This window comes from Rhodococcus sp. LB1, from assembly GCF_001583455.1.
GTDB classification, from domain to species: Bacteria; Actinomycetota; Actinomycetes; order Mycobacteriales; family Mycobacteriaceae; genus Rhodococcus_F; species Rhodococcus_F opacus.
On the sequence record NZ_LTCZ01000425.1, the window covers coordinates 18,881 to 35,423 of the forward strand.

Annotated in this window: 11 protein-coding genes and 1 pseudogene; 8 read left to right on the top strand and 4 right to left on the bottom strand. The window is 64.7% G+C overall.

What is annotated here, in order from left to right; genetic code table 11:
- Window positions 1–455: 455 nt before the first annotated feature.
- From AZG88_RS44225 to AZG88_RS44250, 6 genes are all read left to right on the top strand, one after another.
- Window positions 456–1,760, top strand: coding sequence for a hypothetical protein (locus AZG88_RS44225; RefSeq protein WP_061701256.1), 1,305 nt, complete (start codon window positions 456–458; stop codon window positions 1,758–1,760).
- Window positions 1,757–4,258, top strand: coding sequence for a ThiF family adenylyltransferase (locus tag AZG88_RS44230; RefSeq protein ID WP_061701257.1), 2,502 nt, complete (start codon window positions 1,757–1,759; stop codon window positions 4,256–4,258). Before AZG88_RS44225 ends, AZG88_RS44230 begins: the two co-directional genes overlap by 4 nt.
- The gene (locus tag AZG88_RS44235) at window positions 4,255–5,331 is read left to right on the top strand and encodes a patatin-like phospholipase family protein (RefSeq protein WP_061701258.1); all 1,077 of its coding nucleotides are present in this window, start codon (window positions 4,255–4,257) and stop codon (window positions 5,329–5,331) included. Before AZG88_RS44230 ends, AZG88_RS44235 begins: the two co-directional genes overlap by 4 nt.
- A 622-nt stretch (window positions 5,332–5,953) precedes the next feature.
- Window positions 5,954–7,054 carry a tyrosine-type recombinase/integrase gene (locus tag AZG88_RS44240; RefSeq protein WP_231914412.1) on the top strand — a complete coding sequence of 367 codons (1,101 nt, stop codon included), beginning with the start codon at window positions 5,954–5,956 and terminating at the stop codon, window positions 7,052–7,054.
- Complete coding sequence (locus tag AZG88_RS44245) at window positions 7,051–7,404, top strand: helix-turn-helix domain-containing protein (protein ID WP_061701260.1); 354 nt, start codon at window positions 7,051–7,053, stop codon at window positions 7,402–7,404. The genes AZG88_RS44240 and AZG88_RS44245 overlap by 4 nt, the downstream gene beginning before the upstream one ends.
- Window positions 7,404–9,413, top strand: a complete 2,010-nt coding sequence (locus AZG88_RS44250) for a hypothetical protein (RefSeq protein WP_061701261.1) — start codon at window positions 7,404–7,406, stop codon at window positions 9,411–9,413. The genes AZG88_RS44245 and AZG88_RS44250 overlap by 1 nt, the downstream gene beginning before the upstream one ends.
- On the opposite strand, the gene AZG88_RS52340 is transcribed toward AZG88_RS44250, so the two are convergent.
- Complete coding sequence (locus AZG88_RS52340) at window positions 9,333–9,695, bottom strand: hypothetical protein (RefSeq protein ID WP_156517763.1); 363 nt, start codon at window positions 9,693–9,695, stop codon at window positions 9,333–9,335. The genes AZG88_RS44250 and AZG88_RS52340 overlap by 81 nt on opposite strands.
- Before the next feature lie 394 nt (window positions 9,696–10,089).
- On the opposite strand from AZG88_RS52340, the gene AZG88_RS55915 reads away from it, so the two are divergent.
- Window positions 10,090–11,184 carry a pentapeptide repeat-containing protein gene (locus AZG88_RS55915; RefSeq protein WP_156517764.1) on the top strand — a complete coding sequence of 365 codons (1,095 nt, stop codon included), beginning with the start codon at window positions 10,090–10,092 and terminating at the stop codon, window positions 11,182–11,184.
- A gap of 1,006 nt (window positions 11,185–12,190) precedes the next feature.
- Here the strand turns inward: AZG88_RS55915 and AZG88_RS44265 are convergent.
- From AZG88_RS44265 to AZG88_RS44275, 3 genes and pseudogenes are all read right to left on the bottom strand, one after another.
- Entirely contained in the window at window positions 12,191–12,793 is a 603-nt protein-coding gene (locus AZG88_RS44265; protein WP_231914413.1) for a hypothetical protein, read from the bottom strand.
- A 2-nt stretch (window positions 12,794–12,795) separates the two neighbouring features.
- Window positions 12,796–13,790, bottom strand: a pseudogene (locus AZG88_RS44270) (NAD(P)-dependent malic enzyme); the annotation flags it as partial.
- A gap of 114 nt (window positions 13,791–13,904) precedes the next feature.
- The gene (locus AZG88_RS44275) at window positions 13,905–14,222 is read right to left on the bottom strand and encodes a WhiB family transcriptional regulator (protein WP_061701265.1); all 318 of its coding nucleotides are present in this window, start codon (window positions 14,220–14,222) and stop codon (window positions 13,905–13,907) included.
- Between the two features lie 823 nt (window positions 14,223–15,045).
- On the opposite strand from AZG88_RS44275, the gene ltrA reads away from it, so the two are divergent.
- The gene (ltrA, locus tag AZG88_RS44280) at window positions 15,046–16,272 is read left to right on the top strand and encodes a group II intron reverse transcriptase/maturase (protein WP_231914415.1); all 1,227 of its coding nucleotides are present in this window, start codon (window positions 15,046–15,048) and stop codon (window positions 16,270–16,272) included.
- The last annotated feature ends 271 nt before the right edge of the window (window positions 16,273–16,543 follow it).

A 16,543-nucleotide genomic window follows, 5' to 3' on the forward strand; every position in this document is an offset into this window, starting at 1 on the left:
GTCTGCTCGCTTCCAGATTCCGGTCCCCGGTGTGACTGAAAGATTGCCGAGTAGGTCGGTGGTGGCCTCATCAGGGCAGGAACTCCTCGAGTTCGCCGTCGGCACCGTGCGCGTCCCGCGTCGGCGGACTCGCAGTCTCCCCCGAAGCATCACCCGCGAGACCGGCAACCCCGAAGGACGCGGAAGCCCCCTCATTCGAAGGCTCCGAATTCCGACCCGAGAAGTCTCACATGGTGTGTAGGTCAGAAGGGGCGTTCGACGAGTAGACGGTTCTGCAGAGTACCAGTGAGCGCACAGGTTGATGGTGTGCGCCCGGTCGTCCGAGACAGCGGCTGACGGCCAGGACTTGGGCAGACGTCAGACGTCGGGGTTCGGTGTCGGCCGGACCGCTTACTCTTGATCTTGCTGGCGACGGTCCAGCAAACTATCGCGGCTTCGGCCGGTGAAGGAGAGATATGACGGACAGTGAGCTGCCGGCCCGCGGTGCGGTGTTCTGGCCGGTGGGTACCGGGGACAGCAGCACCATCGTGCTCGACGACGAGATCGTGATGCAGGTCGACCTGCACGACCTTGCGATGGCGCAGGACGAGGACACCCCGCATGTGCCGGTCGTCGATCGGCTCATCGAGGCACTGCCCACGGTGGATGGGGAGCCGTATCTCGCAGTGTTCGCGTTGACGCACGCCGACAAGGACCACTGCCTCGGATTCGAAAATCTGCTCTCGCGTGTCCGCATCGGTGAACTGTGGGCAACGCCGAGGATGTGGCGTGAACTCGCAGACCCGGGCGCCCCGGATCCGTGCCCCGACGCGAAGGCGTTTCAGGAGGAGTCCGAGCGCCGGGTGGCCGCCACGAAGAAGGCCGTCGCTGCCGGAAACGCACCGGTCAGTGGTGATCGGATCCTCGTCATCGGCTACGACTCCGACCACGACGATCATGCGTACTCCGAGCTGCCGGACAAGTACCTGTCCGGGCCGGGCAAGTCGGTGAGCATTCTCGACGAGCACGACTGTGCGGACCGGTTCGAGGCGTTCTTCCATGCCCCGTTCGTCGACGACTGCGCCGCCGAGCGCAACGAAACGTCGCTGGCGATGCAGATCACCCTCACCGACGAGAGCGGTGTCGACGGCAAGATGCTGCTGTTCGGCGACCTCGCCCACGACACGATCATGAAGATCTTCAACTACAGCGTCGACCACGACCGCCAGGAGAAGTTGGAGTGGGATCTGCTGCTCGCGCCGCACCACTGCTCGAAGAAGGTCATGTACATCCCGGTCGACGGCAAGGACGTCCTGCAGCCGGACGTGCTGGACGCTCTCTCCGCCAACGCCCGTCACGACGGCGTCGTCATCGTCAGCAGCAGCGACAAGTTCCGTGCCAAGGACGAACCGGGGATGAACCCGCCGCACCGGAAGGCCCGCGACCGGTATCAGGACATCGCGGAGTTCATCTGCACGATGTCGTGGGGCAGCGAGGACGCTCCGTCCCCAGTGGTCTTCGGTGTGGACGCTTCCGGCCCGCGGATCATCCGCGAGTCGGTGTCCGCCCTCGCTGCCAGTGCCGGGTTCGCCAAGTCCGCCACGACCCCGAGCCGTCGCCGTCTGGCCGCGGTGACGGCCGCGGCTGTGACCTTTGCGCAGACACTGCCCGCAACCGCGGCGGAATCGCAGCCGACCGGCCCCGAGCGTGTTCAGGACGCGATCGCCGCCGACCGTGGCGGTGCCAGCGCGCCCGCTGCACCGGTCGGGTTCGGTCGTTGAACGAGCTGGCGGCGGCACAGCTCGCCGACCTCGCAGAGAGTAGCGACGGCGCAATCGAGGTTCTGGCAACCGCGGACGGGACTGGCACGACGACGTTCACCGTCTCCCTCGATACCCACGGGATCACCACCGGCAACGGTGGTATCACGGTGCGTGACCGGGAGAAGTTCGAATTCATTGTCTCCGACACGTTCCCGTACCAGCACCCCACAGTCAGTGTCTCCCACCGCCGGTGGGCCGGCACCCCCCATGTGCAGTGGGGCCGGGTGCTGTGCCTCTACGCTGCGCCGTCGGTCGAATGGAACCCGAGCGACGGGATGCGCGGCCTGGTCTCCCGGCTGACCTTGTGGCTGCAGCGCGCCGCCGAAGGAACGCTCGACCCGGAAGGCCAGCCACTGCACCCACCTGTGGCCTATACCGGCTCGGGGGCTGGCCAGATCATCGTCAACCCTGACCTCGGTGACCGCGTGCCGTGGGCGAATGACGACTCGGGCGCGACTGCGACCGTGTACGCCTGGTGCAGCCGCAACGGTCAGCGAGTCGACGTCCACGAATGGCTGACCGATACCGAACTCCTCGACCGCGTTCTGGCCGAAGACTTCGTCGCGGTCGACGACTTCGGCCTTCCGTACTTCATCGCTCCTGCACTGCTGATCAGCGACGAAGTCGCGTTCGGCTTCGAGTACCCGGACAAGGCGACCATGCTCGCCGACCACCTCGAGAAGGCCGGCATCTCCCGCGACGAACTGCTCCGCACCGTGGCCTTCGCAGCCAGCGCCAACCGGGTCGTCAACTCGCTCGTCGGCCATCCGGACGAGGTCCGCGAAGACGCCCCCTCGGTGGTCATTCTCGGTGCACCGTCGCGTCGAGTGGACGGCACGACCCGGCTCGCGCACCTGGCGTCGTGGCGCTTCGACGATCTGGGAAGCCAGATCACCTCGCTACTGAGTCGGACCCGAGTCGGTCCTGCCGCGGAAATCAAAGACGAGGTACTCGCACTCGCGCACAAGTGGATCGGGTTCGCCGAGACCAAATGGATGAAGGTCTACGAGAACCGCCCGGAGGTCACCCGCCGGCGCGACGACAACACCGCCTCGACCTGGCTGCAGGGAAAACGCGTCCTTGTCCTGGGCTGCGGTGCCCTCGGCGCCCCGATCGCCGAGCACTGCGTGCGAGCCGGCGTCACCGCTCTCACCGTGGCCGACAACGGGTCGGTGTCGCCCGGAATCCTCGTCCGCCAACCCTTCGCCGACGCTGACATCGGCAGAGCTAAGGCCAGGGTGCTCGCCGAACGACTCAACACGATCCGCCGAGACCTCACCGTCAACCATGTCGTCGGCAACGTGGTGAGCACGTTCCTCCGCCCGCACGCGGATCCACCGGCTTTCGACTTGGTGATCGACGCCACCGCGGACATCGGCGCCCGGACCGCGCTCGAGCCTGCCCGCGCCGCCCGCCGAGACGAGTGGCCGCCGGTGATAACCGCGCTGTTCGGCCACCAGGCCACCCGCGGCTTGGTCACCGTGTCGCTCCCCGGCGCTACCGGGGCAGGCCACGACATCCTTCGCCGTACCGCAATCGAATCCCGAAGCGCGGCCCACTCAACCTGGTCAGACGTCGCGGACGACTTCTTCCCCGACCCGCCGCGCACCGACATGTTCTTCCCCGAACCCGGATGCTCCGCACCAACTTTCGTCGGCTCCTCGGTACAGGTCGGCGCCCTGGCCGCCACCCTGTTCTGCGAAGCACTCAATGTCCTCGCCGGCACCACACCGACCGCCGAGGCGCCGATGTCGTGCACCGTGATCCGGCTCCCCGGAGCGGAGCCCACTCGGGCCGCCACGGACCGGCTCACCTGGTCGAACGACGTCACTGTCCCCGAACTGGATGGCGCCTACGAAGTACGGATATCTCAACGTGCCATCACCGAAATGCGGGCCGAGGTCCGCCGGGGCGCCCGCCTGCGCGGGGACCGCGTCGAAACCGGAGGCATGTTGCTCGGAGCCTTCGACGATGCCACCCGCACCGTCCACATCGACGTGGCGACCGGACCCCCGCCGGACAGCGACCTCTCCGAAATCTATTTCGGACACGGCGTGCAAGGAAGCAGGGAAGCGCTCGACCACCACCGCCGCAGTACCGCCAACCAGGTCGGGTTCGCCGGGATGTGGCACACCCACCCCTTCGGCCGTGCTCTTCCGAGCGAGATCGACAAGGCCGGTATGGCGTCGCTCGTCAGCCCGGACGGAACCGGTCGCCGCGCCCTCATGCTGATCCTCGGCGGATACGGGCAGACCTGGCGATCATGGCGTGACCATGGAACGAGACCGGACATCTACGCCCACGTGGTGTCTCGGCAACCGTCCACGAGCGGGGACACACCGGTGGCGCAACCGAGCCCACCTGACACGCAGTACTTTCCTGGCGGCTACGGGTATACGCCGGCGGCGAGTGCGCCGGCGAGTTACTGGCTGCGGCTGCTCGGGAGGCAAGCGTGAAGGAACCCCGCATCGGTCTCGCGCTGTCCGGCGGCGGATTCCGCGCCACCGCGTTCGGGCTCGGCTGTCTGCGAGCCCTCCACGACCGCGACTTTCTGCGACATGTCCGCGTCGTGTCGGGCATCAGCGGCGGCAGCCTGCTCGCCGCCATGTGGGCCTACGGTCCCGAGTCGTTCGACGAGTTCGACGACACGGTAACCAGCCTCCTCCGCAGTGGGCTCCAGCTCGAACTCGTCAGGCGCGCCGCTGGGCCGGGAGCCATCATGCGGAGTGCCGGCAGCACCAGCCATTCCCTTGTCCGGCGCAAACCCCGATCGTTCAATCGGACGAACGGCCTCATCTCGGCGCTCGACGCGCGGGGCTTCGGCAGCAAACCCCTCGACTCGGTGACACACCCGGATCTCGCGACCGTGATCACCGCCACCGACCTCAACACGATGACCACGATGCGATTCGGAAGTGACGTCAGCTCGAACTGGAACCACGGCGACGTGACCGACACTGTCATGGTCTCCGAAGCTGTCGCCGCCTCGGCGGCCTTCCCGCTCCTGCTCCCGCCCGTGGCACGAACATTCACCTTCACCGGACGCGACGGCGACACCCACGAGCAGCAGGTCGTTCTCACCGACGGCGGCGTCTACGAGAACCTCGGCCTGTCCCCGCTGTTGCCGGGCCGCGACCGGTCGTTCACCAGCCACGTGTACGACCTCGACTACCTGATCGTCTCGGACGCCGGTCGCGGGAAGACCCTCACGGAGTCGTCCAACTATTTCCACAAGCGGCTCAAGAGAAGCTTCGACATCACCTACGAGAAGTCGCAGGACGGGGGCCGCTCTCGGCTCCACGAGGTGGGAACTTCCGGGCAGGTTCGAGGAATCGTGCATAGCTACCTCGCGCAACGCGACGACAAGCTCCCCGTGCACCTTGCTGATCTCGTTCCGCGCTCGGCGGTCATCAACTACGGCACCAACTTCAAAAAGGTGGGCCCCGACGATCTGGCCGCCATCACGATCCGCGGCGAGCAACTCACCCGTGTTCTGCTCGCCCACTACTGCCCGGAACTGGGGACCTAACACGACGTGCGTTGCGCAGGACCTACTCGCAAGCGGCCGACAAGTTGTGAGGGTGCTGGATATCCCGGTGGCCTCACAACTGTGGACTTCTTCCCTTCGGACCTCGACTTCGGACACGAGGTGCGCGACAGTTCGCCCAGGTCAAGCGTGGAGCGGTTGCGTTGACGCAACGATGACCGACATAATGTGAGTGCCCGAGGCAGTAGCCGAGGGAAGTGGTTCGTGTAGGAGGTCTCCGGGGCGTAAGTACCCCTGTAGGCAGCCCCACCAAGCGGTTTCCAGCCTTGCGCGCCCATCTCACACGAGGGGCCTCTCCGATCCGGAGGGGCCTTCTTCGTCTCTCAGAGCTTCACCACGGTAATGCGGTGCGCGATCTTCGCCCGCATACTGCCGCTTCGTCCCCAGGCCCAGGCGTGCACGTCCGGGATCCACAACAGCGGGTTAGTGGGCAACCGCGCATTGTCGCAGCAGATGCAACAAGCAGTGCGTGATCTGGAGATTTACGAACCGTTCCGACTCTAGACGTGAACGGATCTACCAGCATCGTTGACGCATGCCGGACCCGGTGCAAGTATGTTGCTTCAAATGCAACCGCCTGTTTTGGGGGTGAAGCGTGAGGGAAGTGCCCGGTTCCGCCCGATTAGTGTTGGTAGATGGGGTCATTCATCTCGACGAGCCGACCGCAGTCTTCAAAGCCATGGTCGAGGGCTGGTCATTGCAACAACGCAGCCGGCTGTTGGCTGCGTCGACGATCGGATCGAGGGCGCGGTTGGTGCGGCGGTTTGCCGAGTTCACCGGCGAGTATCCCTGGCGGTGGACGCCTGGCGACGTCGAGGACTTCACCACCTCGCTGACCTCGGGAACGGATCGTCGAGCTCCATCGACGATCCGCGGTTACCACCTGGCGCTGCGTATGTTTCTCGACTACGTCACCGATCCGCGATACGAGTGGTTGGAGCAGTGCCGCAACCGGTTCGGCGTGATTCCGACGCAGGTCTGCCACGAATGGAACACCGTGGCGCATTTGAGTGACTACGAAGGCAATCCGGAACGCCGACCGATGAGCTACGACGAGCTGCAGGCCTTCTTCGATCACGCCGACGACCGGGTTGACCGGCTCGCCAGGACTGGCCGTAAGGGTGCGTTGACGGCTCTTCGGGATGCGCAGATGTTCAAGACTGCCTACGGTTTCGGGCTACGGCGCCGCGAGCTCGCGCGGCTCGACTTGGCCGACTTGCGGCCGAACCCTCACGTCAGGAAGTGGGGCCAATTCGGGTCGCTGCATGTGCGGTATGGCAAGTCCGTCAAGGGCGGGCCACCACGACGGCGGACAGTGCTCGCCGTGCCGGAGTTCGACTGGGCATTGGAAGGAATGCGCCAGTGGGTCGAGCATGGTAGACCAAAGTACCGAGCGAGGCAGCATCCGGCCCTGTGGGTGACCGAGCGGGTCAGCCGCGTCTCGATGCGCTATATCGACGAGCGATTTGCGCAGTTACGCAATGAAGTTGGTTTACCTTCCGAGCTGACGCTGCACTGTCTTCGGCACTCGTACGTCACGCATCTGGTCGAGTTCGGCTATCCCGAAAGGTTCGTACAGGAACAGGTCGGTCATGCGTTTGCCGCCACGACCGCGATCTACACCTCGGTCAGCAACGACTTCAAGAACCGCACCCTGGCGGCAGCGCTGAGCCGGGTGTACTCCACGACAGGAGAGCAACCGTGACCGACAAATTGACCATCCGCTGGCATCTGCGCCAGATCATGGCAACCCGCGGCATGTTCCAAACCACCGACCTGGTCCCGCTGCTCGCTGAGCGAGACATCCATTTGTCACGCGAGCAAGTCTTCCGGCTGGTCACCAAGACACCGCAGCGACTGAACATGGATATCCTGGCCGCACTGTGCGACATCCTCAATGTCGGCCCCAGCGACCTGATCGAACCGATCGCGCAACCACGGCACGAGAGCAAGACCGGTACCGAGGAGTCGGGGCCGTCGGGCATCGGCGAGCTCCGGCCCGTCCGCGCCCGTGTCCGTCGACCCGATCAGGATCGTCCGGGGCCGTCGGTCTGATGGTCCGTTGCAGCACGCTCACCTCCACGCAGACGCTCGACGCGCTGGTCGCCGAGATCGCAACGGTCGAGCCGGAACTGGCCGCAATGACCATCCGCGGCATCCTGGAAGTCCTGGTCCCGCGACCCGAGAAACGAACAATACTCCTGCAGCACTTCGACCGTTTTCCGAATCTGTTGACCTCGGGTGATCCACTCATCCCGCCCATCGTTCAACGGTTACTCGAACGGTTGGCCGCCGCTGGCGCGGTGAGAATCGTCAGGCCGCACTGCGCGGTCTGCGGCGGTGAGAAGATCCTGTGCCGACGTCTCGCCGATGGCCGGAAGGCCTGCGCGCATTGCGGACGGGAGGCCGACCCCAAACCGTGCTCCCGGTGCGGAAACATGCGGGTCATCACGCGCCGGACCAGCACCGAGCAGCTCTGCCTACGCTGCTACCGGCACGACCCGATCTCACACAAGACATGTTCGCGCTGCGGACGTGACACCTACGCTGTCGTCCGAATCGAGTCCGGATCGCTCTGCACCACCTGCGCGCCACGCAAACTCGAGCGATGCGGCCAATGCGGGCACGACCGCAATCCACGAACGATCCTGCTCGGAGCACCCATATGCCGGCTCTGCTACGAACAGCTGCGCCGCAATCCCGGCACCTGCCCCGCATGCGTGCAGATCAAGATCCTCGCCTACCTGTCCGACGACGGACGCCGAATCTGCGCGACATGCGCTGGCGAACCTTCTCTGTTCGCGTGCGCCGACTGCGGACGCGAGGACCACCAGTACGGACGAAGATGCGCAGTCTGCGTGCTCACCGAGCGAGCAACGGCCCTGCTCACCACCGCCGACGGCACCGTCAATCGTGCCCTCGGGCCCGTCCTTTCTGCACTACTCGCCGTCGACCGACCCAAATCGACCCTGTTCTGGCTCCAGCAAAGCCAAGGGGCCGACCTGTTGCGGCGCATGGCCATCGGCGACATCGCAATCAGCCACGACGCCCTCGACGCCTTGCCACGCACTCGCGCACTGGACTACCTCAGGGACTTCCTCACCGCGCTGGGCGTCCTGCCACCGCAGCACGTCGAGCTCGAACGCCTCACCCCCTGGCTGCGCACCATGCTCGCCGACCTGCCCGCCGCAGATGCACGAGTGGTGCACCCCTACGCCGAATGGCACGTACTCCGCCGCACCCGAGCGAAGGCAGAGCGCGGACAACTCACCGCCGCCGGCGCCCGCAACGGTCGGGCACTGATCCGCACCGCCGGCCACTTCCTCGGCTGGCTCACCGAGCACGGCACAACGCTGACGACGGCACGGCAATCCCACCTGGACGAGTACCTCGTCGAACACCCCGGCCGCGTCCGGTTCCTCGACGGATTCCTCACCGGGGCGCACGACCGACGCCTCATCGCCGACCTCCGCACACCCCGTCAGCAGCGCAGCGAGCCCGATGTCACGCTCGCCGACGATCATCGCTGGACGATCGTCGAGGAACTACTCCACGACGAGACCCTGCCCCTCGATACCCGTGTCGCGGGTCTGTTTGTCCTACTCTTCGGACAGCCCGTCACACGAATCTGCCGCATGACACCCGACCAGATCGCCACCACCGGCCCCGAGGTCACCGTCCGATTCGGCGACGATCCCATCCTGCTTCCCACACCGCTCGACGAACTCACCCGGGCACTACTGCACCGTCGTGGAAGAGCCTCTTACGCAAGCAAACCCAACCGCTGGTTGTTTCCAGGTGGACACCCCGGCCGACATCGCAGTGCAGACGTGCTCCGCAACCAACTCGCACAGGCCGGGGTCACCGTCCGTCCGGCGCGAAACGCCGCACTCCTCCAGCTCGCAGCAGAAGTTCCCGCACCTATCCTCGCTGACCTCCTCGGTATCAAACCGGGCACAGCTGTCAACTGGGCTGCTCTGGCTTCACAAGACTGGGCCGGCTACACCGCGCTCCGCGCCGAGAACCGAACAGAGGGCTCCGGGAGTATCGCGCACAACGAATAACGGATCTCCGCCAGTACGGTCGTGGGTGTACACGAACGGGGGACTTCCGCCGAGTTCGTCGCGGATGATGCGGTTGTCCTCGCGGTCTTGATCGCAGGACTCGATGACCACATTGGTCACCGCCATTTGTGCCAGGTCGCGGACGGCAGCGGCGAGGGTGACATCGCGGGCCTGCCGCTCGTTCACCTTCTTCGACGTCATCAGGTAGATCCGGCTGGTCGCTTCGAGCCGGGCGACCTCGGAGACGATCTTCGGGGCCAGCTTCTTTCCGACACCGGTCATGTGGATCCGCGGTATGCCCGGGCGGCCGGAGTGCGTTCATCTGCTTGCGGAGGCTCGTGAGGTCGCTGGGGGCGACGGTCACGGCGCACAGGGCGTACTCGCCCCGTTTGGATTCGTCGATGAACGCATGCACGCGGAGCAGTCTCTCACCCCCTGCGGACAACCTTCGCAGGCTTGTCGGCCTTGAGGTCGCGACAAGCCTCGATCAACCGGTGAAGGTGGGTGTCCACACTATCCAGGCTCGGAGTGCCGTGTGTTCTTCCTCTACGCCGCCACGCAAAACAGTTTATGACCTCTACATACGACACGTCCCCTTCGTCTTTGACGTCGACCTGACGGTTCTGGGTAGGGGGGCTCCTGCCCACGCGTGGCGGCGTGACCGGATACTACGGCTGTGACAAGAGTCGAATGGGTGGTCCTGGGCGCCGCTGTCGTTGCGGTCGTTGCCGCGGGCATGGCTGGAATTGCGCTGTGGCGTACGCGATCGGATATACCCAAGCGTTCGGCGGAGACCGGGCTCTTGGTGTGGTATCGAACTTCGTTGGGTGCGGCCGTGGTCGCGGGGTTTGCGCTGTTCGTACTTGTTGGCACCGGCATGGCAAAGGAGTGGGTGGCGCAACGTTTCAGCGGTGTCATGGCTCCGCTGGGAGTTGTCGTCGCGGCGGCGATCGCCTCCGCTGGAGCTGCCCGATTGACCATCGCCCAGAGCCAGACGACCGAGAAAGCTCGTCTCGAGGATGCAGAGAAGGAACTCTGGAACAGATTCGACAGCGCAGCAAGGCAACTCGCAGATAAGACGCACTTCGCGATTCGGGTTGCCGGTGTCTATTCCTTCGTCGGACTGGCCGACGACTGGCTCCGTCACCATCGGCGACGCGCGGACGCCGACAATCCGGCGTCAAATCCCAGTGCCGAGTGCGAGACGATCGTCGACACGTTGTGTGCATACCTGCGTCAGAACACCCACAAGGCGAAGAAGGTCAAAACTCAGAACGCCGAGAGGGTCGTCAACGAGGCAATCATCACTCAGCTCCGGCTGCACATGGGCACGAAGAATGCGAAACCCGATGACCCCGTAGAGAAGCCTGCAGTGCAGGGCCTTTGGGCCGATCGTGGGCTGGTGCTCGACCTTCACGGGGCTGACTTGTCACGCTCATTGATGTACAACGTGGACTTCCGCAAGGCCGTGCTCACCGATGTGGACCTGTACGACGTGGACCTGTCTGGCGCGAGGCTCGACGGCGCCAAGTTGCAGCGCGCCGATCTGTGTAAAGCAGATCTGAGTGGGGCCACCCTGAAGGACGTTGACTTCGAGGACGCGACCTATGACGACGACACGAAGTGGCCGAGCAACTTTTCCCCTCCGGTCTCGACCAAGAAACTGCCAGCCGGCGGCGCCCACCGGGTCAAATTCGGCGTAGCAAGCGTCGGTGTTGTGGACCCCGGAACGGCCGCCCAGTCAACTCCCACCGGTCCGCGAGTTCGGTGAGGTCGTAGATTTCGGGGCCGTCGAGGCCGGAGTCGAAGAACACCACCGGCACAGCGGGTTCGACGCGCCGAGCGTGGTGGAGGACGACGGGGAGTCCTTGCCGCCGGAAACGCAACGTAGCCGTCGGTGGGCGGCGGTAAGGGTCTCGGTCCGAGCGGCGATGTCAGCGCCGGCCGCGGAACTGCTCTTTGGCCGATGGTGCTCGAATCCCGCGCAAGGCGGCGAGGTCAGGCCGGGGTCCGGTGTCGTCACCACAAAGTGTGGCTACGACGTCGTCCCGACAATGGCCTCGACGTGTGCGTAGGGTTGGCATGGAACCTATGGCCCATATGGGTGCTAATAGCGGGTCGAACGGTGTGATGGTGGGTGCGGGGCCGAGATGCGACATGGCCGTCACGCTCCTCGGTACCGGTGGTGTGCTGCGGTTGAATGGACGGCATGGGGTCGTCCGCGGTGGAGCAGCTGTGGCAGACGTTGTTCGAGAACGGGTTGGCGTTGGTGTGCGTCCGGGGTCCGCAGTGAGTGGGCGGATCTGATGACGGTCGGGGACCAAGCAGGGGAGCTGATCTGGCTGGCCCGGGAGGCCAGCGAGATCGCCGAGCAGTACCCCCCGCAACACCGGCCACCGTTCGTGACGGCGCTGGAACTGACCGCGGCAGCCTCGGATGTGGCATGGCCGCGTATAACACAGGGCACCCGACGGTCGCGGAGGCCGCGGATCGGATCGCCGGTTGCGGGCGTGCGGACACGCTACTTCGGTGATGACTCCGTTCGGTATCAAAGATGGAACTGAACGGGGCCGCTCCGAGGGACGCCGCGGCCGGTGGGGGCGACTCGACGACGACACCAACTCGATGATCACGAGTTGATGCCGAGGGGCGCTGACGAGATGTGCCGGACGGTCGGCGGTGCCCCAACCGCCGCTGCCGTCGTCAGAGGCGCCCCGTTCCCGGCCCGTTCCTGTTGCAGCGCCGCCAGGATGCGCCTTTGCATCGATCGCTTGCACTCAGCTGCCGGAGTTGAGCCGTCTGTAGATACTGGGCAAGATTTCCCCGAGTAGCTTCTGGGAGAGATCCCTATTGTTGAGGATCTGCGTCGACAGGTCGGCTGAGGAGTCCATAGCACCGATTACGGCATCAGTGAAGACGTTGTCGATGTCGGGACTGGCGGAGAACTGGGCGAGGGTGTTGGTCTTCGCCTGCTCCTGGAGGGTCTCGGATTCCTCGAGTCGGTCCGTGATGTGGGTGACGACGTTGCGGACGCTGGAGTCGGGGTGATCGCCGGAGAACAGGTCGTTGATCTTGGCGATGACCTCCTCGAGGGCGACCATCTCGGGATCCTTCACGGTTCCGGTGCCAGCGTCTTTGGCCGGCTGCAGCTGTACCCCGGCGGTGAGGGTGCCATTCTGCTCGGCCTGTTGGTGGTGACCGAGGTAGTCGATGGTGACTGCGGCCAGGTCGATCGGTGTCTGTTTCTCCCCACCGGTGAGCTGTGGTGCGAGAAGTTTGAGGTAGATCGCGAGCTTCTCGAGCCAGGGGTTCTCGTAGTCGAACAGTTGAGACAGGAACTCGTACTGCCGCACATAGGTGCCGACGTCCTTGCGGAACATCACACACCGGGGAAGGCCAGCACATTGTTGATCTGGTTCGGGAAATCCGAGCGTCCGGTGGCCACGATCGCCGCATGCTTGCGGGCGATGTCAGGGTGGATCTCCGGGTCCGGGTTCGACAACGCGAACACGATCGAATCCGTCGCCATCGTCGCGATCAGCTCCTCCGGCACGGTGCCCGCGGACACCCCGAGGAACACATCCGCGCCGTCGAGGGCCCGGGCGATGCCGCCGCGGCGGCCGGCCGGGTTGGTGCGGGCGGCCAGGTCGACCTTGACCTCGTTCAGGTCCTTGCGGTCGGCCGAGACGATGCCCTTCGAGTCGAGCACCGTGACATCGGCGATCCCGGCGGCGAGCAGGATGTTCGCGCAGGCCACACCGGCGGCGCCCGCACCGGAGATGCCACCCGCAGATCGTGGATGTCGCGGTCCTGGACCTTGACCGCACCCTCGAGCGCGGCGAGGACGACGATCGCGGTGCCGTGCTGGTCGTCGTGCATGACCGGGCAGTCCAGGGCCTCGATGACCCGCTTCTCGATCTCGAAGCGGCGCGGCGCGGAGATGTCCTCCAAATTGACGGCCCCGAAGCTCGGGCGCAGCCGGATCAGGGTTTCGACGATCTCGTCGGGGTCCTTGGTGTCCAGGACCAGCGGGATCGAGTTCAGGCCCGCGAAGTTCTTGAACCGGGCGGACTTGCCCTCCATCACGGGAAGTGATGCGCGGGGGCCGATGTCGCCGAGGCCGAGGACCGCGGAGCCGTCGGAGACGACGACCACGAGGCGGCTGGTCCAGGTGTATCGGTCGGCGAGGGTCTCGTCGGCGGCGATGGCTCGGGAGACCTGAGCGACGCCGGGCGTGTAGGCGATGGACAGGGCGCGCTGGGTGTCGAGGGCGGTCGTGGTCTCAACCGAGAGCTTCCCCCCGATGTGGCCGGCGAAGATCTCTTCGTCGGTCAGCTCGACCTTCTGCGGTGTGGTGGATTCGGACACGACAGTCACGGCTGATACTCCTGGTGTGGAACTGGGTTTCGGGGGTGGAAAATTGAGTCCGGAATTTGGCGTGGGCTTGCCGCAGCATGGGGTGCAGCTTCAGCGCACGTGCAGTTCGTGGGGTTAACCGCATTCGCGGGACGGTGTCGAGCAGTCGTTCGGCGCTGAGGAGAGGGCGAGGCGACGTCGATCGTTTTCCGTCGTGCCTCCCCAGACGCCGTGCTCGCCGACCGCGAGTGCGTGACTGCGGCATTCGCGCTGAACGGGGCATTGAGCGCATACGTGTTTCGCGGCGCGTTCCCGCCGAAGGCGGTCGCCGCGGGGTTCTCCGTCATAGGTGAAGAAGAATTTGGTGTCCATCGAGCGGCATTGGGCCTGCCATCGCCACGACCATTCGTCGCTGTTCACAGGATCGTCTTGTTCCTGCGCCACAGAGTGCATTGGCAGATCTCCAGTACTTGTGATGTTCGGCGGTGGATCGGGGTCTAGCCTCGATCTTTCGTGCGTCCAGTTGAACAGGAGGTCTTTATAGGTCGTTTTGTTCGTAAGCTCGTCGTCGCTTGCCGGTGCAAGTCCGGTCCGGGTAGCTGCCAGGTGGCCCGGTAGCAGGCTGGCGGCTTCATCTGGAAACGGATGTGGTCGAAGCCCAGCGTCAGAAGCCCTGCAAGGGGGAGCGAAGATGCGGTCCGCAGCATGAAGCGAAGTCTGCGGCGTCGTTAGAGGTCTCTGCCCGTGAGGGTGGGGGTGAAGAGAGTGCCGAGCCGCCGAAATCACGGTGAAGGCCTATGGAAGGCACCGAAGACCTGGATGTGCAGGTGCCGACGAACTCTCCGGCGTAGGGGACGTGGAACGTATCGACAGTGACGACGGGAACTGGAGAGACCCTCCCCAGCCCGATCATCTGCGAGGTGTTCATGGTGGCGACATCGTGGACACGGTGATCGGAAGCGGTGACGCTCTATAACCAGTGATCCTGGGAAATGAGTCGTCTGCTGGAAGGGAGTCGGAGGCGGCCATAGTACTGATCGAGCCTGCAGGACAACACAACCTGAGGTGAGGGAAGGGCCGCTACGTGTGTCGATGTGTGATGATGTGAAGGAGGTGCCCGGTGAGTGCCATGAAGGTGGCTAGTCCCGCCGCGAGCGGATCTGTTCCGCTCGATTCGGTGCGTGCCTTACAGCACACGCTCTACCGGACAGCCAAGGCAGATTCCGGTAGACGGTTTCACACGCTGGGGGACAAAATCGTGCGCAGCGATGTCCTCATGCGTGCGTGGTTTCAGGTGCACCGCAATCAGGGTGCATCCGGTATCGACCGCATCACTGTGGACCAGGTCAAGGAGTACGGGGTGACCCGTCTACTCGATGAGCTGGCCACCGAACTGCGAGAGGGACGATATCGTCCGTTGCCGGCACGTCGGGTGCTGATCCCGAAGCCCGGAACCGGAGAACAGCGTCCCCTGTCCATCCCCGCAGTTCGTGACCGTATCGTGCAAGCCGCGACCAAGATCGTGCTCGAGCCGATCTTCGAGGCAGACATGCACGACTGCTCGTTCGGGTTCCGCCCCAAGAGGTCGGCGCACGACGGATTGCAGGTCCTCGTCGATGAAGCATGGCGGGGACGACGGTGGGTGGTGGAGACGGACATCGCCGAATGTTTTGAGGCGATTCCGCATGACCGGTTGATGAAGGCGATCGAGGAGCGAGTCTGCGACCAGTCCGTCCTGAGGCTGCTGCGCGCAATGCTGCGTGCGGGAGTGATGAGCGACGGAGTGGTTCGCAGGGCGGTTACTGGAACGCCGCAAGGAGGGGTCCTGTCTCCGATGTTGGCGAATGTTTATCTGCACCAGATCGATCGGGTGTGGGATGTCCGCGAGCACGGGGTATTGGTCCGCTACGCCGACGACGTTGTGGTGATGTGCCGGACTCGGCGGCAGGCCGAGGATGCGCTTACGCATCTTCGTATCCTGTTGGCGGAGTTGGGTCTGACACCGAAGGCGAGCAAAACCAGAATTGTGCACCTCAGCGAGGACGGTGAAGGCCTCGATTTTCTGGGGTTTCACCATCGCTGGGTGCGCAGTCAGGGCCGCAGTGGCGCGAAGGGAATCGGGTTCCTCGCTCGGTGGCCATCGGACAAGGCGATGACACATGCTCGGGACGTGATCCGTGAGTTGACGGTTCGGTCTCGGCTACTGTTGAGTGTGAACACAATCGTGGGAGCCGTGAATCGGTTCCTGCGTGGGTGGACGGGGTATTTCAGATATGGGAACTCGTCTGTGAGGTTCGCGAAGATCAGGGATTACGCGTTGATGCGGTTGGCAGGTGTGATCGTCAAGCGGCACAAGCGAAGTCGTGCGTACGGTCGGTCGGTGGTGTACTACCAATCCGACGACCAACTCGGCCTGATCAGTCTTGAGGGAACCGTCTATGCCCCCAGGCCTTTCCGGGCGTGGCGGAGGAAGCCGAATGTTGGCGGTGAACGACCTCGGTGAGCCGTGTGCGGGAGAACCGCACGCACGGTTCGACGGGCGGGGACTGGAAACGGAGCGCTTTGGCCAGGGACACGAAGAAGAACAGTCGAAGGGGAAACCGTTCGGCTCATCGCGGCTTCGTGACCTACCGTCAGAATCTGCCACCGCGCCAGCCCCCGACCCTACCTGAGTCCCCTGGGTCGGCCTGAGCGGTTTCGGATTGGTGGTCGCTGTCGCTGATCCGGTGTCGGGCAGCGATGAGCTGCCCGACGCGGTCGGGTGGCGTCGGGGT